Source organism: Actinomycetospora aurantiaca, from assembly GCF_037401875.1.
Classification (GTDB): Bacteria; Actinomycetota; Actinomycetes; order Mycobacteriales; family Pseudonocardiaceae; genus Actinomycetospora; species Actinomycetospora aurantiaca.
In genome coordinates this window covers 148,324-169,385 of record NZ_JBBEGN010000005.1, presented here as the reverse complement: position 1 = coordinate 169,385, position 21,062 = coordinate 148,324, and the positions used below count along the sequence as shown (strand labels likewise).

Here is a 21,062-nt window from a genome sequence, read left to right as displayed (position 1 = left end):
CGCGGTGCCACTGACTTCGGTCGCCCGGCCAGGAACCGGGAGCCGATGCGGGCCGGGGTGCGTCGGTACCCGTGTGAGGACCAGTCAGACCGGCGCCGCGCGGCTGCGGGCGCAGATGCGGGACCAGGACGGCGTGGCGACCGTCGAGCAGGCGAAGCGGGCGGGCTACACGCGGGCGGCGATCGCCGGGAAAATCCGCCGCGGCGAGTGGGAGCGCCCCGCACACGGGGTGCTGCGCGCGACCGACCACCCGTTGACGCCCCGGGCACGCATCCGGATCGCGATGCTGTCCCTCGGCGCGGACGCCACGCTCGTCGGCCGGTCCGCCGCCTACTGGTGGCGCATGGTGGACGTGGCTCCGACCGAGGTGGAGATCGCCGTCGCCCAGCGGAACCAACCGCGTCCACGACCCGGGGTGACGGTGCTCCGGCGAGCCGTGCCTCCCGGGGATCGCGTGGCCGTCGACGGACTGTTCGTCACCAAGCGTGCCGCCACCGTCCTCGCCGCCGTGGCCGCCCTGGGGCTGATCGCCGGGGCGAAGCTCATGGACCGGGTCCTGCAGAAGGGCCTGGTGACTCTCGACGCGCTCCAGGAGGTGCACGGTCGCAGCCGGCGTCGGTACGGGGCCGCCGTCTGCACCGCGCTGCTCGCCCTGGCCGCGGGAGGCGCACGGTCGGAGGCCGAACGGTTGGCCCATGGAGCACTGCGGCGCGCCGGCATCACGGGGTGGGTCGCCGACCACCGCGTCGTGCTCCCACGGCACGGACCCGCCCTGCTCGACCTCGCCTTCGTCGACCGACGGATCCTCGTCGAGGTCGACGGGTGGGCCTACCACCGCGATCTGCGCGCCTTCCTGCACGACTCCGAGCGGCAGAACGCGCTCGTGCTCGCCGGCTGGGTGGTGATCCGCACGAACTGGCACGAGCTCAAGGAACGCCCCGAGCAGTTCGTGCGCACGGTCCGCGAAGCGCTGGCCGAGCGCGCCGGACTCTGACGTCAGTGGCACCGCGCGCACCTGCCGCTGCACGGCGCCACTGACCCGGACCGAGAGGCCTACACCGAGCGGAACACCAGGAACGTGTGCGGCGGGACGGTCACCGAGGCGCCGGCCTCCGATGACTCCACCGACGACGGGGTGCCGTCCGGGGTGCCGGAGGTGAGCTCGGGGGCCCACGTGGTGTCGCCGAGCCACCCGGGCAGTTCGATGTCGACGTCGCCCGCCCCGGCGTGCAGCACCAGCAGCACCGGGGAGGTCGACCCGATCCGGACGACCAGCGTCTCCCGGTGGTGGCCCCAGTCCTCGGCGCCGAGCTCGCGGGAGGTCTCGGAGAGCCACACGATGTCCGGGACCTCGCCGTCGGGCAGGTCGGAGTGGCCGTAGAAGAAGTCGTCGCGACGGAGCTCGGGGACAGCACGCCGCAGCGCGAACACCCGGGCCACGAAGGCCGACAGGTCCCCGATCCCGGACCAGTCCCGCCACGACGTCTCGTCGTCGAGGCAGTAGGCGTTGTTGTTCCCGTGCTGGGTGTGCCCCAGCTCGTCGCCGCCCAGCAACATCGGGGTGCCGGCGGAGAGCCCGAGGGTGGCGAGCAGGTTCCGCACCTGGCGGGCGCGCAGCTCCAGCACGTCCGGGTCGTCGGACGGTCCCTCGGCGCCGCAGTTCCAGGAGCGGTTGTCGTCGGTGCCGTCGCGGTTGTCCTCGCCGTTGGCCTCGTTGTGCTTGTGGTCGTACGAGACCAGGTCGGCCAGGGTGAACCCGTCGTGCGCCGTCACGAGGTTGACCGACGAGGCAGGGCCCCGGCGCGGCCAGTAGATGTCCGACGAGCCCGCGAGGCGCGTCACGATCTCCGAGACCGGGCCGTGCCCGCGCCAGAAGTCGCGCACGCCGTCGCGGTAGCGGCCGTTCCACTCCGCCCACTCCCGGCCGAAGCCGCCGACCTGGTAGCCCTCGCCGGTCGCGTCCCACGGCTCCGCGACCAGCTTCACCCCGGAGAGCACGTCGTCGGCCGCCATCGCGGCGAGCAGCGGCGCGTCGCGCGAGAAGCCCGACCCGCCCGGCCGGCCCAGCGTGGACGCCAGGTCGAAGCGGAAGCCGTCGACGCCCATCTCGGTGACCCAGTAGCGCAGGCAGTCCAGGACCAGGTCGGAGACCAGCGGGGACCCGGCGTCGAACGTGTTGCCGCAGCCGGTGAAGTCGATGTCGCGGCCCTCGGGACCGAGCTGGTACCACGACGGCGCGTCCAGCCCCCGCCACGACAGCGACGGCCCGTCCACCCCGCCCTCGCAGGAGTGGTTGAACACCACGTCCAGCATCAGCTCCAGCCCCGCGGCGTGCAGGGCGTCCACCATCGCCCGGAACTCGGCGATCTCCTGGCCCCGGACGGCGGCGTAGCGCGGCTCCGGCGCGAGGTAGGCCAGCGTCGAGTAGCCCCAGTGGTTGCTCGCGCCCCGGGCCATCAGCGACGGCTCCGCGGCGTTCGCGAACACCGGCAGCAGCTCCACGGTCGTCACCCCGAGGCCGATCAGGTGCTCGACCACGGCCGGGTGCGCCACCCCGCCGTAGGTGCCGCGCAGCTCGGCGGGGACCTCGGGGTGGCGCATCGTGAGGTCGCGCACGTGGGTCTCGTAGATCACCGTGTCCGCCCACGGGACGCGGGAGAACTCCTTCCCGACGGCAGGTGCGGACTCCGGCACCAGCGCGTAGGGCACGGAGCCGGCCGAGTCGGTGGTGGACGCGGACGCGGAGAAGGCGTCCCCGTCGGCGTACGGCAGGGCGGCCCCGAGCGAGGTGAACCGGCCGTCGACCCGGCGGGCCCAGGGGTCGACGAGCAGCTTCGCGGGGTTCGTGCGCAGGCCCTTCGCGGGTGACCACGGACCGTGGACCCGCAGGCCGTACCCGGTGCCGGGGGCGACGTCCGGGACCTGCCCGCGCCACCAGCCCCCGTCGTCGGGAACGAGCTCGACCCGTCGACCGGACTCCCAGGTGCCCTCGAGCAGGCACACCTCGACGGCCTCGGCGGTGGTGGTGGCGGGAACGGCGACCGACAGGACCCCGTCGTCACCGAGCTGCACGCCCCGCTCTGCTGTGGTGCGCATGGGGGTGATGGTGCCCGATGCGGACCCGTCCCCATCCGTCCTCGCGCCGACCCGATCGGAGAGGATGGCCACTGTGAGCGCTGACCCGGTTCCCGCCACCGACGACCGCCCGCACGCCGACGAGATCGTGCGCCTGCGCGGGGTCGGGGTCCGTCGCGGCGGGAACACGCTGGTGACGGGGATCGACTGGACCGTCGAGGTCGACGAGCGCTGGGTGGTCATCGGCCCGAACGGCGCCGGGAAGACCACGCTGCTGCGGCTGGCGGCCGCCGAGATGCACCCGACGGTGGGGACGGTCGACCTGCTCGGCGAGCGGATGGGCCGGGTGAACGTGTTCGAGCTGCGGGAACGGATCGGGCTCGCGTCGGCGGCGCTGTCGGGTCGGGTGCCCGGCGACGAGGTGGTGCGCGACGTGGTGCGCAGCGCCGGGTACGGCGTGCTCGGGACGTGGCGGGAGACCTACGACGCGGTCGACGACGGGCGTGCGGAGGCGATGCTCGAGGTGCTCGGCGCCCTGCCGCTGGCCGACCGGACCTTCGGGACGCTGTCGTCGGGCGAGCGCCAGCGCACGCTGCTCGCGCGGGCGCTCATGACCGACCCGGAGCTGCTGCTGCTCGACGAGCCGGCCTCCGGGCTCGACCTCGGCGGCCGCGAGGACCTGGTGGCCGGCCTGACCGCGCTGGCCGCGGACCCGGACGGCCCGACGATGGTGATGGTCACCCACCACGTCGAGGAGATCCCGCCGGGGTTCACGCACGGCATGCTGCTGCGCGAGGGCGGGATCGTCGCGCAGGGCCTGCTCGACGACGTGATGACCTCGGAGAACCTGTCGGCCGCGTTCGACCAGCCGCTGGAGCTGCTGAGCCGGCGCGGCCGGTTCACGGCGTACCGGCGATAGTCTCCGGCCCGACTCGAATCGAAGGAGCTGTGACGTGACGGAGTTCGTGCGCCTCGAGGTCGAGGGCGGCATCGGCACCATCCGCCTGGACCGCCCGCCGATGAACGCGGTGAACCGGCAGGTCAACATCGAGCTGGCGCAGATCGCCTCCGAGGCGGCGCAGCGCGAGGACGTGCGCGCGGTGATCGTCTATGGCGGCGAGAAGGTCCTCGCGGCCGGCGCGGACGTCAAGGAGATGGCCGACCTCACGTACGCCCAGATGGCGGCCCGCTCCCGCGAGCTCTCCCACGGCTTCGGCGCGGTCTCCGAGATCCCGAAGCCCACGGTGTGCGCGCTGACCGGCTACGCGCTCGGCGGCGGGTTCGAGATCGCGCTCTCGTGCGACCGGCGGATCGCGGGCGACAACGCCACGGTCGGCCTGCCGGAGATCCTGCTCGGCATCATCCCGGGCGGCGGCGGGACGCAGCGGCTCGCGCGCCTGATCGGCCCGGCGAAGGCCAAGGACCTGATCTTCTCCGGGCGCTTCGTCAAGATGCCCGAGGCGCTGGAGCTGGGGATCGTCGACGAGGTCGTGGCGCCGGACGAGGTCTACACCCGTGCCCGGGCGTGGGCCGAGCAGTTCGCCAACGGCCCGACGCGCGCGCTCGCCGCGGCCAAGAACGCGATCGACCGCGGGCTCGGCATGGACCTGCGCGACGGCCTGGACTTCGAGTCCGAGGTCTTCGCCGCGCTCTTCGGCACCGAGGACCAGGTCATCGGCATGCGCAGCTTCGTCGAGAACGGGCCCGGCAAGGCCCAGTTCCTGGGTCGCTGATGGCCGCCCCGAACGCCCACCCGACCCAGGCCGAGGTCGACGCCGCGCGGAACGACCCCAAGCTCGCCAACGTCCTCTACCACGACTGGGAGGCGGGCACGTACGACGAGAAGTGGTCGATCTCGTACGACGAGCGCTGCATCTCCTTCGCCGTCGGGCGCTTCCGTGCGGTCTCCCCGGGCGACGAGACCTACGAGCACGCCCTCGAGATCGGCAGCGGCACCGGGTTCTTCCTGCTCAACCTCATGCAGGGCGGGATCGCTCGGAAGGGCACCGTCACCGACCTGTCCCCGGGCATGGTCGAGGTGGCCGTGCGCAACGCGGAGGGCCTCGGGCTCGACGTGGACGGCAAGGTCGCCGATGCCGAGACGATCCCGATGCCGGACGCGTCGGTCGACCTCGTCGTCGGGCACGCCGTGCTGCACCACATCCCGGATCTCGACCAGGCGTTCCGCGAGATCCTCCGCGTGCTCAGGCCCGGTGGGCGGTTCGTGTTCGCGGGGGAGCCGACCACGATCGGCGACCTGTACGCCCGCAAGCTCGGTCAGGCGACCTGGTGGGCCACGACCACCCTGACGAAGCTGGGCCCGCTGCAGGGCTGGCGGCGGCCGCAGGCGGAGCTGGACGAGTCGTCGCGGGCGGCGGCGCTGGAGGCGGTCGTCGACCAGCACACGTTCGACCCGGCCCGGCTGGAGCGGTTCGCGATCGCGGCCGGGGCGGTCGACGTGCGGTGCGTGACCGAGGAGTTCGCCGCGGCCCTGTTCGGCTGGCCGGTGCGGACCTTCGAGGCGGCCGTCCCGCCGGAGAAGCTCGGGTTCCCGTGGGCGATGTTCGCCTACCGGTCCTGGCAGCGGTTGTCGTGGCTCGACGAGCACGTGCTCTCGCGGGTCGTCCCGCGCGGGCTGTTCTACAACGCGCTGGTCACCGGAGTGAAGCCGGCGCCGGCCGTCGCGCTCTGACGTGCCGTTCGCGTTCTCCGTCCCCGACGTCGGGTTCCTGACGTCGGGTGCGGGGCGCGCGGCGCTGGCGGCGTTCGTCCCCGGCGGGGACCCGCTGCGCGACGTGGCGGCGGCACGCCGTCTCGTGGGGGAGGAGCGCGCGGCGGCCCTGCTGGAGACGGCGCTGCTGCGTTCTCGCGCGTCCGGGCGTCTGCCGGACGACTGGCTGTGGACGGCGGACGCGCTGGAGCAGGCGACCGCACTGCCGGTCGCCGAGCACCGGGCGCGACGGCTCGCGGCGGTGGTGGCCGACGGGCGCGTGGTGCACGACGTGACGTGCTCGGTCGGCGTCGAGGTGGCCGCGCTCTCCGGAGTGCTCGACCGCGTCGTCGGCTCCGACCTCGACCCGGTGCGCCTGGCGATGGCACGGGCCAACGTGCCGGGCGCGTGGCTGGTGCGGGCGGACGCGCGGGCTCCGGTCACGCGCCACGCCGTGGTGGTCGCGGACCCGGCCCGGCGGACCGCGTCGGGCCGCCGCGTCCGGCGCCCCGACGAGATGACCCCGCCGCCGGCCTCGCTGCCGGGTCCCGACCTCGTCGTCTCGACCGCCCCGGGCCTGGACTTCGCGCTGGTGCCGTGGGCGCGGGAGGTCGAGCTGGTGTCGCTCGACGGCGGCGTGCGCGAGGCGGCGCTGTGGTCGGCCGGGCTCGTGCCCGGCGGCGGGCCACGGCGGCGGGCCACGGTGCTGCGGTCGTCGGGCGGCGGCTACGAGGTGACCGATCTCGACGACGACACCTGCCCCGTGACCGACGTCGACCAGTGGCTGGTCGACCCCGACGGCGCCGTCGTCCGCGCCGGACTGGTGCGCCACTACGCCGCCCGGCACGGCCTCGCCCAGCTCGACCCGCACCTGGCCTACCTCACCGGACCACGCCCGCCGTCGGGAACGAGGGCCTTCCGCGTGCTCGAGCACGGGCCGTTCAGCGAGAAGACCCTGCGGCAGACGCTGCGCCGGCGGGAGGTGGGGCGGGTCGAGATCCTGGTGCGAGGCGTGGACGTCGAGCCGGACCGCCTCCGACCGAAGCTCAAGCTCGCCGGGCCGTGCGCGGCGGCCGTCGTGCTCGCCCGGGTGGGTCGGGGCGCGCGGGCCTTCGTGTGCGAGACCGTGACAACTCCAGGTTCACAGCGCTAGGCTCCTGCATGTGAACCAGAAGTTGTCAGTCGCCGACCCCGGTCCGAAGCCGGACGACCGCGGGAACGAGCAGCGCCGCCGGCACGAGGCCCTCGCCGCGGTCCACGCGGCGCTGGAGGACGAGGCGGCCGTGCGGGCACGGGCCGCCGCCCGGACGGTCGCCGCCGCCGAGACCGCGGCGTGGCTCGGGGCGAGCCTCGCCGACCTGGCGACGGTGACCGGGCACTCCCGGCAGGCCGCTCGCAAGCGGTGGCCGAGCCTCGGGCCGATCGCGCGGCGCCGCCGCTGGGTGGGCTACCACGTCGAGGACGTCCTCTGGGCCGCCGACCTGGCCGCCCGCGCGTTCCCGACGACGGGGGTGGCCGAGCAGGCGGCCGTGGTCCGGCGGGCCCTCGACGCCGGTGACGAGGAGGAGCCCACCGCGCGGTGGCGGGCCCTCGACACGCTCGTCGACCGGGACCTGCGGGCCGTGGCCGCGGTCGACCCGGCCGGCCTGGACGACGAGGCCGAGTTCGCCCGCCACGGCTGCACGGGCGTCGTCGGCTACTACGACGTGAGCACCGGGGAGCAGTGACCGTCAGGCGATCAGCCGCCGGCGCAGCTCCGCCCGGATGAAGGTCGCGTCCGCGTCCAGCGCCACGTCGACCGGGCGTCCCAGCTCCACGGCCTCCGACCCGCGCATGTCGCCGATCGTCGCGCCGCGGCCGGGACCGGACGAGGTGTCGACGTCCACCGGCATCGGCATCGTCCGCAGCGTGCCCGGGACGATCGCCTCCAGGACCGCGACCGCGTCGTGCACCGGGATCGCCGGCGTTCCGAACCGGGCCGCGTACACCGCGAGATAGGCGTCCCGGGTCGACGACAGCGCGGCACCGAGCGGCGAGGCCTGCGCGAGGTCGTCCAGCCAGGCGTCGGAGAGCGTGACGCGCATCGTCAGGTCGAGGGGCACGAGCGTCGTCGGGACCCGCGAGCCGGCCAGGACACGCCGTGCTGCCTCGGGATCGCCCCACACGTTGAACTCGGCGGCCGCGGTGACGTTCCCGCCGTAGGCGATCGACCCGCCCATCAGCACGAACCGGCCGATCCTCGACTCCAGGTCCGGCCGCGCGGAGAGCAGGGTCGCGAGGTTCGTGTACGGCCCGATGGCGGCGATCGTCACCGGCTCCGTCGCCGCCTCGAGGGCGGAGATCATCAGCTCCACCGCCCGCCGCGGCGACTCCTCCACCGGCGGGCCGAAGTCGAGCGACTTCCCGCCCAGCCCGTCGTCGCCGTGGACGTCGTCGGCGCGCCGGTCGAGCAGGTGGACCAGCGGCCGGTCCGCGCCGCGACCGACCGGCACGTCCGGCCGCTCGAAGGTGCCGAGCAGCCGGCGCGCGTTCTCGGTGGTCTGCTCGACGCCGACGTTGCCGTGCACGGTCGTGACGGCGAGCAGGTCGACCTCCGGCGCCCGGCACGCGACGGCCAGCGCGAAGGCGTCGTCGACGCCGGGGTCGGTGTCGACGATCAGCGGGGTCATGCGTGGTCCTCCAGGAAGGCGTCGAGGTCGGATGCGGTCGGCAGGGCGGGCTGGGCACCGACGCGGGTGGTGGTGAGGGCCCCGACGGCGCAGGCCCGCGCCAGCGCCTCGTCGTCGGGAAGGCCCTCGACCAGCGCCAGGGCGAGCGCGGCCGTGAACGCGTCGCCGGCGGCCGTGCCGTCGACCGCCTCCACCGGCGGCGGCTCGGCGGTCGCGGTCTCGACCCCGTGGCGGTACAGCGACGCCCCCTGCGCGCCGCGCGTGACGGCGACGGCGGGGAGCGCGTCGAGGTCCGCGGTCCGCGAGAGCAGGGCGTGCTCGTCGGCGTTGACGCTCAGGAGGTCCACCGTGCGCAGGACCTCCTCGGGCACGTCCCGGGCCGGGGCGGCGTTCAGGACGGTGAAGCCGGGCGCGGCCATCGCGGCGGCGACGGCGTCGTCGGGGACCTCGAGGACGGTCATGACGACGTCCGTGCCCCGGCTGTCGGAGAACGACACGAGGCCGTTCGCGCCGGCGTCGATGACGATCGTGGTCTCGCCGTCGTCGTCGACCTGGATCATCGCCGTCCCGGTGGGGGCGTCGACCTCCGTCACCGCCGAGAGCTCCACCCCCTCGGCGCGCAGCAGCGCCAGCGCCTCGTCGGCCAGCGGATCCGCACCCACCGCGCCGACCAGCCGCACCGTCGCGCCCAGCCGCCGGCACGCGAGCGCCTGGTTGGCGCCCTTCCCGCCGGGATGGCGGGTGACGCCGTGGGCCGTCAACGTCTCGCCGGGGGAGGGCAGGCGTGCCACGCGGGCGACGAGATCCAGGTTCACGCTGCCGACGACGGTCACCGTCAGATGGTCGAGCTCCGCTTCGCTGCGTCTCCCGGGCGAAATCACCGCCACATCCTCCCCAGTACCCTCCACCGGTGGGCAGTTGGGCGACCCGGGACGACCCGGAACAGGCGCGCCTCGTCTCCCTGGCGACGCTGCGCTGGATCGTGCGCCACCGCGCGTGGACCCCCTGGTACCTGGTGCGCTACTGGCGGATCCTCAAGGTGCGGCTGCGCGCGCCGCACATCGTGCTGCGCGGCATGGTGTTCCTCGGCAAGGACGTCTCGCTGGAGTGCCGGCCGGGCCTGGGCCGCCTCGAGATCGGCCGGTTCACGCACATCGGCGACCGGACGAAGATCCGGTGCCACGAGGGGTCGCTGCGCATCGGCGACAAGGCCGTGTTCGGCGCCGACAACACGATCAACTGCTATCTCGACGTCGAGTTCGGCGACGCCACCCTGCTCGCGGACTGGATCTACGTCACCGACTTCGACCACCGCTACGAGGACATCCACGTGCCCATCAAGGACCAGGGCATCGTCAAGTCCCCGGTGCGGATCGGCCCGGAGACGTGGATCGGGACGAAGGTGTCGGTGCTGCGCGGGGCGACGGTGGGGAAGGGCTGCGTCCTGGGCGCCCACGCGGTGGTCAAGGGCATCGTCCCGGACTACGCGGTCGCCGTCGGGGCCCCGGCCCGGGTCGTCCGCGACCGGGTCGCCGACTACGAGGCCGCGGCGGCGGAGCGCGCTGCCCTGGCCGACATCGCCCGCAAGACGGCGCGGGCTGCCGCGGAGGCCGCCCGGGAGTGACGAGCGGACCCCCATCGGGCCCGACCACCCGGTCGCGGCCCGATGAGGGCCCTCTCGCCGACTCAGGTCCGCCCGAACACGTTCCCGCCCGGGATCTTCGGGCGGCCCGGCTCGGCGGAGTCCCGACGCCGGGTCGCGCGGTAGAGCGCGACCGTGTCCGCGGCGATCGTCGGCCAGGCGAAGTCGGTGTCCAACCGCGCGCGGGCCGCGTCGGCCCGCCGTCGGGAAGCGGCGGGGTCGTCGAGCGCGGCGATCACGGCCGTCGCGCAGCCGGCGACGTCGCCCGGGTCGAACGAGAGCCCGGTGACCCCGTCGAGGACGACCTCGCCGAGCCCGCCGGCCCGCGACGCCACGAGGGGCGCGCCCGCTGCCGCGGCCTCCAGCGCGACGATGCCGAACGGCTCGTAGCGCGACGGCAGGACGACCGCCGACGCCGAACCCAGGAGCCGGGTGAGCGACGCGTCGTCGACGTGGCCCAGCATGACGACGGCCCGCCGCACCCGGGCCTCGCGCGCCCGGGCCGCGAGCCAGCCCGCGTGCGAGCCGGACCCGGCGATCATCAGCCGCGTGCCGGGGTGGGCCCGCCGGATCGCCGGTAGGGCCGCGATCACGTCCTGGATGCCCTTCTCCCACTCCAGCCGGCCGAACGTGACCAGCGTCGGCGCTCCCGCGGTGGGTGCCGTGACCCCGGACCAGCCGCGCGCGTCGATCCCGTTGTGCAGCACGGTGATCCCGGCCGGGTCGATCTCGAACAGGTCGGCGACCTCGGTCCGCATCGCCTGCGAGCACGTGATGACGGCGTCCGCGGCGTTCGCGAGCCACCATTCCGCGGAGTGCACCTGCTGGTTCAGCGTCTGCGAGAGCCAGCCGCCGTGCCGGCCGGCCTCGGTGGCGTGGATCGTCGCGACCAGCGGCACCTCCGCCAGCTCGCGCAGGGTGATCGCGGCGTGCGCGACGAGCCAGTCGTGGGCGTGGACCACCTCGGGGTGCCAGTCGCGCAGCAGGCCGGTCGCGGCGCGGACCAGGGCGTGGTTCATGGCGAGGGTCCAGGCGACGAGGTCCCGGACGAACTCCAGGTGCGGCGGGTCCTCGGCGACCCGCAGGACCCGGACGCCCTCGAGAACCGTGTCCGTGGTCGGGTGGGTCGAGGCGTCCGTGCCGGTGGGCTGACGGGTCAGGACGACGACGTCGTGCCCCTGCGCGGCGAGCTGCGTCGCCAGCGCCCCGACGTGCCGCCCCAGCCCCCCGACGACCACCGGCGGGTACTCCCACGAGACGAGCAGGATCCTCATGCCCGCACCAGCTCGCGGCTCCGGGCGCCGATCAGCCCGCGGGCGTCGAGGTGGCCGAACAGGTCGTCCTGGGCGGCGAACGCCGCAGCCCGCCGCGCCGCCTCCGCGTGCCGTCCCGCGGGCAGCAGGTCGGTCAGCTCGCGGACCCGGTCGCGGTGCTCGGCGGCGCGGCGGCGGGCGTAGTGCGCGGCGGAGTCCTTGGTGACCATGAACGCCCAGTCGCTCGACAGCGCCAGCGCCGCCTGCACCGCGAGGGCGTCGAGGGTCGCGTCGCGCCCGGTCGGCCGGGGCACTCCGTCGACGGCCGCGAGCAGGCGCGTCGCGACGTCGGTGTTGTCGGCGACCATGTCGGCCACCGCCGCTCCGTCCCAGACCCGCCAGTCCTTGCCCGACCCCCACGACGACGGCGGGAGCACCACCGGCTCCTCCACGTGGCCGGCCTCGACCGCGCCGCGCAACGTCGTCACGTGCACCCCGGCCTCGGGCAGCGCGGTCAGCACGGCCTCCAGGAACGCCGGCCCCTCGTGCCACCAGTGGCCGTAGAGCTCGGTGTCGTACGCGGCGACGACGAGCCCGGGCCGGCCGCGCCGCTGCCGCACCTGCCGCAGGCGCGCGACGACCGTCTCGACGAAGTCGGCCGCGTCCTTCGCGACGGCGGCCGCGGCCCGGTCGGGCTCGTAGGGTGCCTTCTCGGCGACCCGCTTCCCGGTGACCCGGAACGGCTTGAAGCCGGAGGCGTGGTCGAAGGTGTGGAAGTCGCGGTAGTCGGGTCCGCCGGGGTAGCCGGCCCGCGGTGACCACACGCGGTAGGTGACCTCGAGGTCGCGGCCGAACGCGACGACGTCCGACCCGTCGACCGGGTGCGCCGCGGCAGTGTCGCCGTGCAGGGCCGGACCGTCCACCAGGAACCGCCGCACACCCGCCGCGGCGTACTCGCGCTCCATGCCCGGCGCGTAGCCGCACTCCGGGGCCCAGATGCCCTCGGGTCGGCGGCCGAGCCGGCGGGTGGTGTCGCGCATCCCGCCGTCGAGCAGGAACCGCCGCACCCGGCCGGGCAGCAGCGGGCCGAAGGGGTGGGTGGCCGGGCCGCCGAGTAGCTCGACGACGCCGTCGTCGGACAGCGAGCGGAACACCGGCGACGCGCCGTGGCGCCAGGTGCGCTCGAACGTCGCCAGGGCCGCGGTCGCCGCCCGGTGCTCGCGGACGGCGACGTCGGGCAGGGCCCGGTGGGCGGTGTGCGCCCGCAGCTGCCAGTCGGCGAGCCAGGCGTGCATCGCGCGCAGCGTGTACGGGTGGTCGAGCTGGGCGGCGAGCACGGGGGTGACGCCGAGGGTCAGGACGTCGCGGTGGCCCCGGTCGGCGAGGCGGTGCAGCACGTCCACGACGGGCAGGTAGGAGTGCGCCCACGCCTGGTAGAGCCAGTCCTCGCCGACCGGCCACGACCCGTGGCGGGCCAGCCAGGGCAGGTGGGAGTGCAGGACGAGGCAGAACGTGCCCTCCATCGGCCTCCTTCCCGGCGGTCCGCGCACGTTACCGCCGGGTAGTCGATCTCAACGCAGCGGTTCCTCGCTACCGTCGGGCGCACCCCGGGGAAAGGGACGCGTGATGAAGAAGATCGCCGAACTGCTCGTGTGCTTCCTGCACCCGATCGCCGTCATCCTGGTCTGGCTGAACCTGATCGTCCGCCCCGAGCTCAGCGGCACCGCGAAGATCGTCTGGGGCGTCCTCGCGCTCGTCCCGGTGGTGCCGTTCGTCTACGTGCTCACCGGCGGCGAGCTGTGGGAGGGGAAGCCGAAGCCGGCACTGCCGCGCTGACCAGCAGGTCGAGTGCGGCGTCGACGTGGTCGGTGCGCAGGTCGAACTCGTCGACCGTGACCGCGGCGACGTCCTCGGCCAGGGCGTCGGGCCACGGGTCGCCCGACAGAGCGAGCGCGATCTGCGCGTCCACGATCGACCCGCCGTGGCGCCGGTCCCGCTCGAGCAGCCGTGCCCCGTGGTGCAGCCCGCGCATCGTCACGGCCTCGAACCCGGCCCGCCGGACCAGCTCGTCCAGGTCCGACGCCGCCAGCTCGCGGGTGTGGAACGGGTTGAGCGGTCGGTCGTCGAGCCCGTTGCCGGGGGAGAACGTCAGCCGGTTCGGGGTCGAGCAGTGCAGCCGCCCGCCGGGCCGCAGCACCCGCGCGCACTCCCGCAGGAAGCCGGGCTGGTCCCAGAGGTGCTCGACGACCTGCAGGGTCACGACGACGTCGACCGACGCGTCGGGCAGCGGGAGGCGCTGCAGGTCCGCGCGGACGACGTCGAGCCCGTAGCGGCGGTGGACGTGACCCGCGGTCGCGGCCTCGAGCTCCAGCCCGACGACCCGCGCCGCCGTCCCGGCGAGCAGCGCGGCGCCGTACCCCTCGCCGACCCCGGCCTCCAGCACGACGGCGTCCCGGCAGTCGTCCCGCAGGGCCAGGTACACGGCCTCGTGGCGACGGAACCAGTAATTCTCCGCCGGGACGCCGGGGACGGTGCGCTCGCCGGTCAGCGGCAGGGTCTCGCTCACGGAGGACATCCTCCGGTGCGCCCGCGAGGAGGGCGTCGGTTAGGTTCGGCTCACCTCAGCAGGAGCAGGCGAGAAGGAGGACGACACGGTGACCACGGTGGCCGCACCGCCGAGCGCGCCGCGTCTCCCACGCACCCGCCGCCCCGTGCTCGTCGTCGGGATCGCGGTGATCGCGCTGCTCGTCGCGGCCGTGCTCTCGGTGGCGGTGGGCGCGGCCCTGCTCAGCCCCGCGCAGGTGTGGGCGGGGCTGACCGGAAGCGGCACCGACCAGTCGGTCGCGATCGTGCGCGACCTCCGGATCCCACGCACGCTGCTCGGCGCCCTGGTGGGGGTCGCGCTCGGGGTCGCGGGCGCGCTCATGCAGGGCCACACCCGCAACCCGCTGGCCGACCCGGGGCTGCTCGGGGTCAGCGCCGGGGCCGGGTTCCTGCTGGTCATCGCGATCCAGTTCGTGGGCATCACGAGCCTGTACGGCACGGTGTGGTTCGCCTTCGCCGGCGCGGCCCTCGCGAGCTGCCTGGTGTTCGCGCTGGCCTCGCTCGGGGGCAGCCGCTCGGGTGGCCCGACCCCGGTCACCCTCGCCCTGGCCGGTGTCGCCGTCAGCGAGCTGCTCATCGCCACCACCGCGGCGCTGGTGCTGCGCGACACCTCCTCGCTCGACGCCTACCGCTTCTGGTCGGCGGGCGCCCTCGACGACCGCGGCTCCGCCGCGGCGCTGCGGATCGCCCTGTTCGTCCTGGCAGGCCTCGTGCTCGCGGCGGCGAACGCGCCCGCGCTGAACGTGCTCGCGCTCGGGGAGGACACCGCCCGGGGCCTCGGGCGCCACGTGGGCCGGGCCCGCGCGGTCGGGATCGCTGCGATCACGCTGCTCGCCGGGTCCGCCGTCGCGGTCACCGGCCCGATCTCCTTCGTCGGCCTGGTCGCGCCGCACGTCGCCCGGTACTTCACCGGCCCCGACCACCGCTGGCTGCTGCCCGTCGCGGGCCTCGGCGGTGGCGTCCTCGTGCTGGTCGCGGACGTCGTCGGCCGGCTGGTGGTCCGGCCCGGGGAACTGCAGGTCGGCATCGTCCTGGCGGTCGTCGGGGCGCCGTTCTTCATCGCGCTCGTCCGGCGCCGGAAGCCGGCGCGGCTGTGAGCGGGGTCGTGACGACGGCGCGGCGCGGCGTGCGGGTCGGCCCGTTCGCGGCGGTGTGGCGCCGGCGCCCGGCAGCGGTGGCGGTCGTCGCCCTGGTGGCCCTGGTCGTCCTGGCCGCGGTGAACCTCGGCCGCGGCGACTTCCCGATCCCCGTGTCGGAGGTCGTCCGCATCCTGCTCGGCGGCGGCGACTCCGCGGACGCCTACATCGTCACCGAGCTGCGCCTGCCGCGGACGCTCACCGGGATCTTCGTCGGGGCCGCGCTGGGGCTCGCGGGGGCACTGACGCAGGCCGTCGTCCGGAACCCCCTGGCCAGCCCGGACATCCTGGGTGTGACCGACGGGGCCAGCCTGTTCGCGGTCGCCTCCGTGGTGCTCACCGGCGGCGCGGGGGTGGCCGGGCTCGCCGTCTCGCCGATCGGGACGCCCCTGGCCGCGCTCTCCGGCGGGCTGGTCGCCGCCGCCCTGGTCTACGCCCTCGCCTACCGCAAGGGCCTGGACGGGTTCCGGCTGCTCCTGGTCGGGATCGGGGTCAGCTCGGCGTCGGTGTCACTGACGACCTACCTGCTGGTCTCGGCGAACGTGCTGCAGGCCGGGCAGGTGCTCACCTGGCTGCGCGGGTCCCTCGCCAGCCGCTCGTGGGAGAACGTGGTCCCGGCGGGCCTCGTCGTCGTGATCGGGCTCCCGGTCGCGATCGTGCTCGCCTTCCGCCTCGCCGCGCTCGAGCTCGGCGACGAGGCCGCGCGGGGCCTCGGGGTCCGGGTGGACCGGGCCCGCGCCGGCGTCGTCGGGGTCGCCGTGGTGCTGGCCGCCGTGGCGACCGCCTGCGCGGGGCCGATCCGCTTCGTCGCCCTGGTCGTCCCGCAGATCATGCTGCGCCTGAGCGGGGGCTCGCGGCCGCCGCTGGTGGGCTCCGCGCTGGGCGGTGCCGTGCTCGTGGTGGCCGCCGACCTGGTCGCGCGCACCGTGCTCGGCGAGGCCGTGCCCGTCGGGGTCGTGACGGTCGTCGTCGGCGCCCCGTACCTGCTCTACCTGCTCGTCCGACGGACGCGACGGAGGACCGTGTGACCAGCGACGCGACCCGGGTCCGGCTGCGCGCCGACGGCCTGCAGGTGGGGTACGGCGAGGAGCTCGTCGTCGGGGCCGGCAGCTCGGACGGAGGGGAACCGGGACTCGACCTGGACGTCGTCGAGAACACCGTGACGGCCGTGATCGGCCCGAACGGCTGCGGCAAGTCGACGCTGCTGCGGGCGATGGCCCGGCTGCTCGCCCCGCGTCACGGGCACGTCCTGCTCGACGGCGAGCGCATCGACCGGATCCCGTCGAAGCAGGTCGCGACGGTGCTCGGCGTCCTGCCGCAGGACCCGGTCGCGCCGGAGGGGCTCGTCGTCGCCGACCTGGTCGCGCGCGGGCGGCACCCGCACCAGCGGTGGTTCCGGCAGTGGAGTCCCGACGACGAGGCGGTGGTCGCCGAGGCGCTGGAGTGGACCGGCACGAGCGCGTTCGCCGACCGCCCGCTCGAGACGCTGTCCGGCGGCCAGCGGCAGCGCGTGTGGATCTCGATGGCACTCGCGCAGGGCACGGACGTCCTCCTGCTCGACGAGCCCACGACGTTCCTCGACCTCGCCCACCAGGTCGACGTCCTCGACCTGGTCGACCGCCTGCACCGCGAACGCGGGCGGACGGTGGTGATGGTGCTGCACGACCTGAACCTCGCGGCTCGCTACGCCGACCGGCTCGTGGCCATGCGCGAGGGGCGGATCGTGGTGTCCGGCACGCCCGCCGAGGTGCTCACCGAGTCGACGATGCGGGAGGTGTTCGGGCTCGAGGCGAAGGTCGTCCCGGACGCCGTGACCGGGACGCCGCTCGTCCTGCCGATCGGACGCCGCGAGCGCCGTGCCGGTGACCGTGACGTTACGGACAGTTGACCTTCGTCTCTTCTTAGGTGAGCCTGCCCTGCATGCGTGCCCGCCGTCTGCGTCCCGTCGCAGCACTCGTCCTCGGCCTCGTCGCCGCCCTCGTGCTCTCGGCCTGCGGAGGCGGGTCGTCGGAGCCGGCCCCGGCGGCCGCCCCGGCACCGGGCTTCCCGGTGACGATCACCCACAAGTTCGGTCAGACCGTCATCCCGACCAAGCCCGTCCGGGTGGTCACGGTCGGCTACAACGACGTCGACTTCGCCCTGGCGCTCGGCGTGGTGCCGGTCGGCCAGCGCGAGAACCTCGGGTCGTTCGACGCCGCCAACCGGCCGTGGGCGCAGCAGGCGCTGGGCGGCGCGCGGCCGGAGCTCGTCGGGTCGAACCAGCTCGACGTCGAGAAGATCGCCTCGCTGCGGCCGGACCTGATCCTGGGCGTCTACTCCTACATGGAGCGCTCGGACTACGACGCCCTCTCGCGGATCGCGCCGACCGTCGCCGACCCGCAGGACGGCGTGGCGGTGCCGTGGCAGGAGCAGACCCGGATCACCGGGCAGGCCCTCGGGGAGTCGGGGCGGGCCGAACAGGCGATCGCGGGCGTCGAGCAGAAGTTCGCGGACGCGAAGGCCGCCAACCCGCAGTTCGCCGGGAAGACGATCGCGGTCGACCTGACCGCGGCGGGGGAGACCAACTCCCTGGGCGCCGACGACCTCCGCACCCAGGTCTTCGCCGGCCTCGGCTTCGCCGTGCCGCCGACCACGGCGTCGCTGTCCACCGAGCAGCTCGGCGAGCTGAACAAGGACGTCCTGGCGGTCTTCGGCGCCGACGAGGCCACGACGCGGGCGATCCCGACGTTCAACTCGCTGCCGGTGGTCGCCCAGAACCGCGTGGCGTTCCTGGGCACCGAGACCTCGCTGTTCGCGGGCGCCGTCGGCTTCTCCAGCCCGCTGTCGCTGCCGACCGCGATCGACCAGATGGTCCCGCCGCTGGCCCAGGCGGCGCGGTAGGTCGCGGCCGGGGGGGTGTGCCGGGGTGTCAGCAGTGCGGCCATGCTGACGCTGGACGTCACAAAGGCCACAACGTCGGGTCGGCGGGCGCACCGGCCCGGTGCCGGCAGTGCGTCACTGCCGGCAGTGAGCGCCAGGAACGCCGCACTGCCGGGTCGCGGGACGCCCTGGTCGCGCCGAGTGCTCCATCAGGCAGCTTCCGGGGCCCGCTGACCTGCCGTGTGTCGCACTCGGCATGCGGGCCGTCGGCGAGGCGACCAAGTTCACCCGCACGGGCGGCACGCTCGATCCGTCGTGTCGCCCTTCGTGCCCGCAGAATGGGACCCATGACCACCGATGCGCGCCGAACGGCAACCGACGCGCGATCGGCGGTCAGAGATCGGCCGGCCGGCGCATGGGGCTCCTGGCCGCCGCCGGTCCCCGGTGACCGTCCGCTGTCGATGACGTCGCGCGCCGACCGCTCGGAGCACGCGGTCATGGCCACCGAGCTCGAGCACGCCAACCGCACCGGGCAGCCCCCGATGGCGCTGTGCAGCGTGACGGTCGACCCCGCCCCGCTCGGCGCGGTCGCCGCGCACGTGTGCCGTCCGTGCCGGGAGGCCGTCACCCGGCGTCGCCGGGAGTCCCGCCCGCCGCAGCCGTCGCCCTGGGCACTGCTGGTGCAGTGGTACGAGGCGCTCGTCCGGCTGCTCCGCACCGGGGTCTCGGCGCCGGCGCCGAAGGCGATCGCCCCGGCCCGCGCCCCGCTGGCGCTGCCGTCCGCGCCGTCCGCGCCGACGCGCGTGCCGCACCCGGTCCGCGACGCGGGCGGGCGCCACCGCCGGGGGGACTGACGGCGGCGCCCGGTCGTCGGGGTCAGGGCTGCTTCTTGCCGCCCCCGCCGAAGCGCTTGAACATCTCCTGGGCCTTGGCGCGGTTCTTCGGGTCCGAGGCGTAGCGCTTGGCCTGGTCGGTGTACTTGCGGCCCTGCGGGCTCTTGAGGAACTCCGAGACCTTGCTGAACAGACCGGGCACGGCGATCTCCTAGGCAGATCCGATATGTCCCCCTCACCGTATCGCCCCCAAGTTACCCGCCAGTAGCTCCCTACTACCTACTCGCGGGTAACATGAGAGGGGTACGCCACGTCGCCGCGGGGGCCACGACGTGGGACAGTCGGGTCAGTGGCGTTGTTACCCGTCGGTAAGTTACTGGGCGGGCAAGCGTCAGCCGCAGCGCACAGGAGGTCACAGCGGACCCATGAACATCGTCGTACTGATCAAGCAGGTGCCGGACACCTGGTCGGAGCGCACGCTCTCCGACGGCGACAAGACCCTCGACCGCGCGTCGTCGGACGCGGTGCTGGACGAGATCAACGAGCGCGCCGTCGAGGAGGCGCTCAAGATCAAGGAGGCCGGCGGCGACGCCGAGGTCACCATCCTCACCGCCGGGCCCGACCGCGCGACCGACGCCATCCGCAAGGCGCTGTCGATGGGCGCGGACAAGGCCGTGCACGTCAACGACGAGGCGATCCACGGCTCGGACGCCGTGGCCACCGCCAAGGTCCTGGCCAAGGCCATCGGCACCGTCGGCGACGTCGACCTGGTCCTGGCCGGCAACGAGGCCACCGACGGCCGCAGCGGCGCCATGGCCGGCATGCTCGGCGAGCTGCTCGGCTGGCCGTCGCTCACCCACGCCAACGAGCTCACGGTCGCCGACGGCAACGCCACGGTGAAGCGCGAGACCGACGAGGGCACCTGCGACGTCACCGCGTCGCTGCCCGCCGTCGTCAGCGTCGGCGAGAAGATCAACGAGCCGCGCTACCCCTCGTTCAAGGGGATCATGGCGGCCAAGAAGAAGCCGGTGAACACGATCGGCATCTCCGACCTGGGCCTCGACGCCTCCGAGGTCGGGCTCGCCGGCTCGCTCGTGCAGGTCGACTCCTTCGCCCCGCGCCCGCCGAAGTCGGGCGGTCAGAAGGTCGAGGACGAGGGCGACGGCGGCGCGAAGATCGCCGAGTTCCTCGTCGGCCAGAAGCTCATCTGAGCACCCGTCCACGAGCGACACAGGAGAGAATCCCGATGGCTGAGGTACTCGTCCTCGTCGACCACGTCGACGGCGAGATCAAGAAGAACACCTACGAGATGCTGACCGCAGCCCGCCGCATCGGCGAGCCGTCCGCGGTCGTCGTCGGCACCCCGGGCACCGCGGCGAAGCTCGCCGAGGGCCTCGCCGCCCACGGCGCCGAGAAGGTCTACGTCGCCGAGTCCGACGACGCGGTCAACTACCTCTCGACCCCGCAGGTCGACGCGCTCGCGACACTGGTCGAGCGCGTGTCGCCCCCCGCGGTGCTCATCCCCGCGGGCGCCGACGGCCGCGAGGTCGCGGGCCGCCTCGCGGTGCGCACCAACTCGGGCTGGCTGAACGACCTGGTCGACGTCGACGGCGAGCGCGCGGGCACCCACTCGATCTTCGGTGGGGCCTTCACCGTGCAGTCGCACGTCACCACGGACACCGCGGTCATCTCGTGGCGCTCCGGCTCGATCGAGGTCGAGGAGAACGCGGGCGCCGGGACCCAGGAGACCGTGGACCTGCCGGCGATCGACGGCTCGCGGGCCGCGAAGGTGTCCAACCGGGCCCCGATCGTCGGTGGCGACCGCCCCGAGCTCACCGAGGCGACCGTCGTCGTCGCCGGTGGCCGTGGCGTCGGTTCGGCCGACAACTTCAACGTCGTCGAGGGTCTCGCCGACTCGCTGCACGCCGCCGTCGGTGCCTCGCGCGCCGCGGTCGACTCCGGCTACTACCCGAACCAGTTCCAGGTCGGGCAGACCGGCAAGACCGTGTCGCCGCAGCTCTACATCGCGCTGGGCATCTCCGGGGCGATCCAGCACCGCGCCGGCATGCAGACCTCGAAGACGATCGTCGCGGTCAACAAGGACCCCGAGGCCCCGATCTTCGAGATCGCCGACTTCGGCATCGTGGGTGACCTGTTCTCGGTCACCCCGCAGCTGACCGAGGAGGTCGGCAAGCGGGCCTGACGTCCGTTCCGTCCGCGTGAGGGGAACCCTCGGCCGCTCGTGCGGCCCGGGGGTTCCCCTCACGCATGTCCGGGACCG

General features: G+C 74.4%; 22 protein-coding genes. 15 read left to right on the top strand and 7 right to left on the bottom strand.

Annotated features, from left to right (window positions below; translation table 11 throughout):
* Positions 1 to 73: 73 nt before the first annotated feature.
* Positions 74 to 994 carry a DUF559 domain-containing protein gene (locus WCD74_RS13055; RefSeq protein WP_337695267.1) on the top strand — a complete coding sequence of 307 codons (921 nt, stop codon included), beginning with the start codon at positions 74 to 76 and terminating at the stop codon, positions 992 to 994.
* 59 nt (positions 995 to 1,053) lie between these two features.
* On the opposite strand, the gene glgX is transcribed toward WCD74_RS13055, so the two are convergent.
* On the bottom strand, positions 1,054 to 3,096 hold the full coding sequence (gene glgX, locus WCD74_RS13050; protein ID WP_337695266.1) for a glycogen debranching protein GlgX: 2,043 nt from the start codon (positions 3,094 to 3,096) through the stop codon (positions 1,054 to 1,056).
* Positions 3,097 to 3,160: 64 nt separating this feature from the next.
* Here glgX and WCD74_RS13045 point away from each other — a divergent pair, with 64 nt between their 5' ends.
* The 5 genes from WCD74_RS13045 to WCD74_RS13025 are packed head-to-tail and all read left to right on the top strand — an operon-like array spanning position 3,161 to position 7,512.
* The gene (locus WCD74_RS13045) at positions 3,161 to 3,994 is read left to right on the top strand and encodes an ABC transporter ATP-binding protein (RefSeq protein WP_373696075.1); all 834 of its coding nucleotides are present in this window, start codon (positions 3,161 to 3,163) and stop codon (positions 3,992 to 3,994) included.
* 34 nt (positions 3,995 to 4,028) lie between these two features.
* Positions 4,029 to 4,808 carry an enoyl-CoA hydratase/isomerase family protein gene (locus WCD74_RS13040; protein WP_337695264.1) on the top strand — a complete coding sequence of 260 codons (780 nt, stop codon included), beginning with the start codon at positions 4,029 to 4,031 and terminating at the stop codon, positions 4,806 to 4,808.
* Entirely contained in the window at positions 4,808 to 5,767 is a 960-nt protein-coding gene (locus WCD74_RS13035; protein WP_337695263.1) for a class I SAM-dependent methyltransferase, read from the top strand. The genes WCD74_RS13040 and WCD74_RS13035 overlap by 1 nt, the downstream gene beginning before the upstream one ends.
* 1 nt (position 5,768) lies before the next feature.
* Positions 5,769 to 6,938, top strand: coding sequence for a class I SAM-dependent methyltransferase (locus WCD74_RS13030; RefSeq protein WP_337695262.1), 1,170 nt, complete (start codon positions 5,769 to 5,771; stop codon positions 6,936 to 6,938).
* A gap of 10 nt (positions 6,939 to 6,948) precedes the next feature.
* Positions 6,949 to 7,512 carry a hypothetical protein gene (locus WCD74_RS13025; RefSeq protein WP_337695261.1) on the top strand — a complete coding sequence of 188 codons (564 nt, stop codon included), beginning with the start codon at positions 6,949 to 6,951 and terminating at the stop codon, positions 7,510 to 7,512.
* Between the two features lie 3 nt (positions 7,513 to 7,515).
* On the opposite strand, the gene WCD74_RS13020 is transcribed toward WCD74_RS13025, so the two are convergent.
* Both WCD74_RS13020 and WCD74_RS13015 read right to left on the bottom strand, forming a co-directional pair.
* Positions 7,516 to 8,454, bottom strand: coding sequence for a nucleoside hydrolase (locus WCD74_RS13020; protein ID WP_337695260.1), 939 nt, complete (start codon positions 8,452 to 8,454; stop codon positions 7,516 to 7,518).
* Positions 8,451 to 9,287, bottom strand: coding sequence for a ribokinase (locus tag WCD74_RS13015; RefSeq protein WP_337695259.1), 837 nt, complete (start codon positions 9,285 to 9,287; stop codon positions 8,451 to 8,453). The genes WCD74_RS13020 and WCD74_RS13015 overlap by 4 nt, the downstream gene beginning before the upstream one ends.
* 77 nt (positions 9,288 to 9,364) lie before the next feature.
* Between WCD74_RS13015 and WCD74_RS13010 the strand changes: the two genes are divergently transcribed.
* Entirely contained in the window at positions 9,365 to 10,078 is a 714-nt protein-coding gene (locus WCD74_RS13010; protein ID WP_337695258.1) for an acyltransferase, read from the top strand.
* Between the two features lie 62 nt (positions 10,079 to 10,140).
* Here WCD74_RS13010 and WCD74_RS13005 read toward each other — a convergent pair whose 3' ends face one another.
* Positions 10,141 to 11,370, bottom strand: a complete 1,230-nt coding sequence (locus WCD74_RS13005; protein ID WP_337695257.1) for a glycosyltransferase family 4 protein — start codon at positions 11,368 to 11,370, stop codon at positions 10,141 to 10,143.
* The gene (locus WCD74_RS13000) at positions 11,367 to 12,872 is read right to left on the bottom strand and encodes a 1,4-alpha-glucan branching protein domain-containing protein (protein ID WP_337695256.1); all 1,506 of its coding nucleotides are present in this window, start codon (positions 12,870 to 12,872) and stop codon (positions 11,367 to 11,369) included. Before WCD74_RS13000 ends, WCD74_RS13005 begins: the two co-directional genes overlap by 4 nt.
* A gap of 103 nt (positions 12,873 to 12,975) precedes the next feature.
* Between WCD74_RS13000 and WCD74_RS12995 the strand changes: the two genes are divergently transcribed.
* Positions 12,976 to 13,185: a hypothetical protein gene (locus WCD74_RS12995; protein ID WP_337695255.1), complete on the top strand. Its 210-nt coding sequence runs from the start codon at positions 12,976 to 12,978 to the stop codon at positions 13,183 to 13,185.
* Here the strand turns inward: WCD74_RS12995 and WCD74_RS12990 are convergent.
* Positions 13,133 to 13,924 (bottom strand): class I SAM-dependent methyltransferase, encoded by a 792-nt coding sequence (locus tag WCD74_RS12990; RefSeq protein WP_337695254.1) that lies wholly within the window; start codon positions 13,922 to 13,924, stop codon positions 13,133 to 13,135. The two genes, WCD74_RS12995 and WCD74_RS12990, sit on opposite strands and share 53 nt — an antisense overlap.
* Positions 13,925 to 14,003: 79 nt before the next feature.
* On the opposite strand from WCD74_RS12990, the gene WCD74_RS12985 reads away from it, so the two are divergent.
* The 5 genes from WCD74_RS12985 to WCD74_RS12965 all read left to right on the top strand — a co-directional run bounded on the left by WCD74_RS12985 (position 14,004) and on the right by WCD74_RS12965 (position 18,802).
* Positions 14,004 to 15,050 (top strand): FecCD family ABC transporter permease, encoded by a 1,047-nt coding sequence (locus tag WCD74_RS12985; protein ID WP_337695253.1) that lies wholly within the window; start codon positions 14,004 to 14,006, stop codon positions 15,048 to 15,050.
* Entirely contained in the window at positions 15,047 to 16,117 is a 1,071-nt protein-coding gene (locus WCD74_RS12980) for a FecCD family ABC transporter permease (RefSeq protein WP_337695252.1), read from the top strand. The genes WCD74_RS12985 and WCD74_RS12980 overlap by 4 nt, the downstream gene beginning before the upstream one ends.
* Entirely contained in the window at positions 16,114 to 16,977 is an 864-nt protein-coding gene (locus WCD74_RS12975) for an ABC transporter ATP-binding protein (RefSeq protein ID WP_337695251.1), read from the top strand. Before WCD74_RS12980 ends, WCD74_RS12975 begins: the two co-directional genes overlap by 4 nt.
* A 32-nt stretch (positions 16,978 to 17,009) precedes the next feature.
* Positions 17,010 to 17,969 carry an iron-siderophore ABC transporter substrate-binding protein gene (locus tag WCD74_RS12970; RefSeq protein ID WP_337695250.1) on the top strand — a complete coding sequence of 320 codons (960 nt, stop codon included), beginning with the start codon at positions 17,010 to 17,012 and terminating at the stop codon, positions 17,967 to 17,969.
* A 440-nt stretch (positions 17,970 to 18,409) separates the two neighbouring features.
* The gene (locus tag WCD74_RS12965; RefSeq protein WP_337695249.1) at positions 18,410 to 18,802 is read left to right on the top strand and encodes a hypothetical protein; all 393 of its coding nucleotides are present in this window, start codon (positions 18,410 to 18,412) and stop codon (positions 18,800 to 18,802) included.
* Between the two features lie 22 nt (positions 18,803 to 18,824).
* Here WCD74_RS12965 and WCD74_RS12960 read toward each other — a convergent pair whose 3' ends face one another.
* Positions 18,825 to 18,983, bottom strand: coding sequence for a hypothetical protein (locus WCD74_RS12960; protein ID WP_286053407.1), 159 nt, complete (start codon positions 18,981 to 18,983; stop codon positions 18,825 to 18,827).
* Between the two features lie 223 nt (positions 18,984 to 19,206).
* Here WCD74_RS12960 and WCD74_RS12955 point away from each other — a divergent pair, with 223 nt between their 5' ends.
* Together WCD74_RS12955 and WCD74_RS12950 are read left to right on the top strand one after the other, a co-directional pair.
* Positions 19,207 to 19,992: an electron transfer flavoprotein subunit beta/FixA family protein gene (locus WCD74_RS12955; RefSeq protein WP_337695248.1), complete on the top strand. Its 786-nt coding sequence runs from the start codon at positions 19,207 to 19,209 to the stop codon at positions 19,990 to 19,992.
* Positions 19,993 to 20,027: 35 nt separating this feature from the next.
* Entirely contained in the window at positions 20,028 to 20,984 is a 957-nt protein-coding gene (locus WCD74_RS12950; RefSeq protein ID WP_337695247.1) for an electron transfer flavoprotein subunit alpha/FixB family protein, read from the top strand.
* The last annotated feature ends 78 nt before the right edge of the window (positions 20,985 to 21,062 follow it).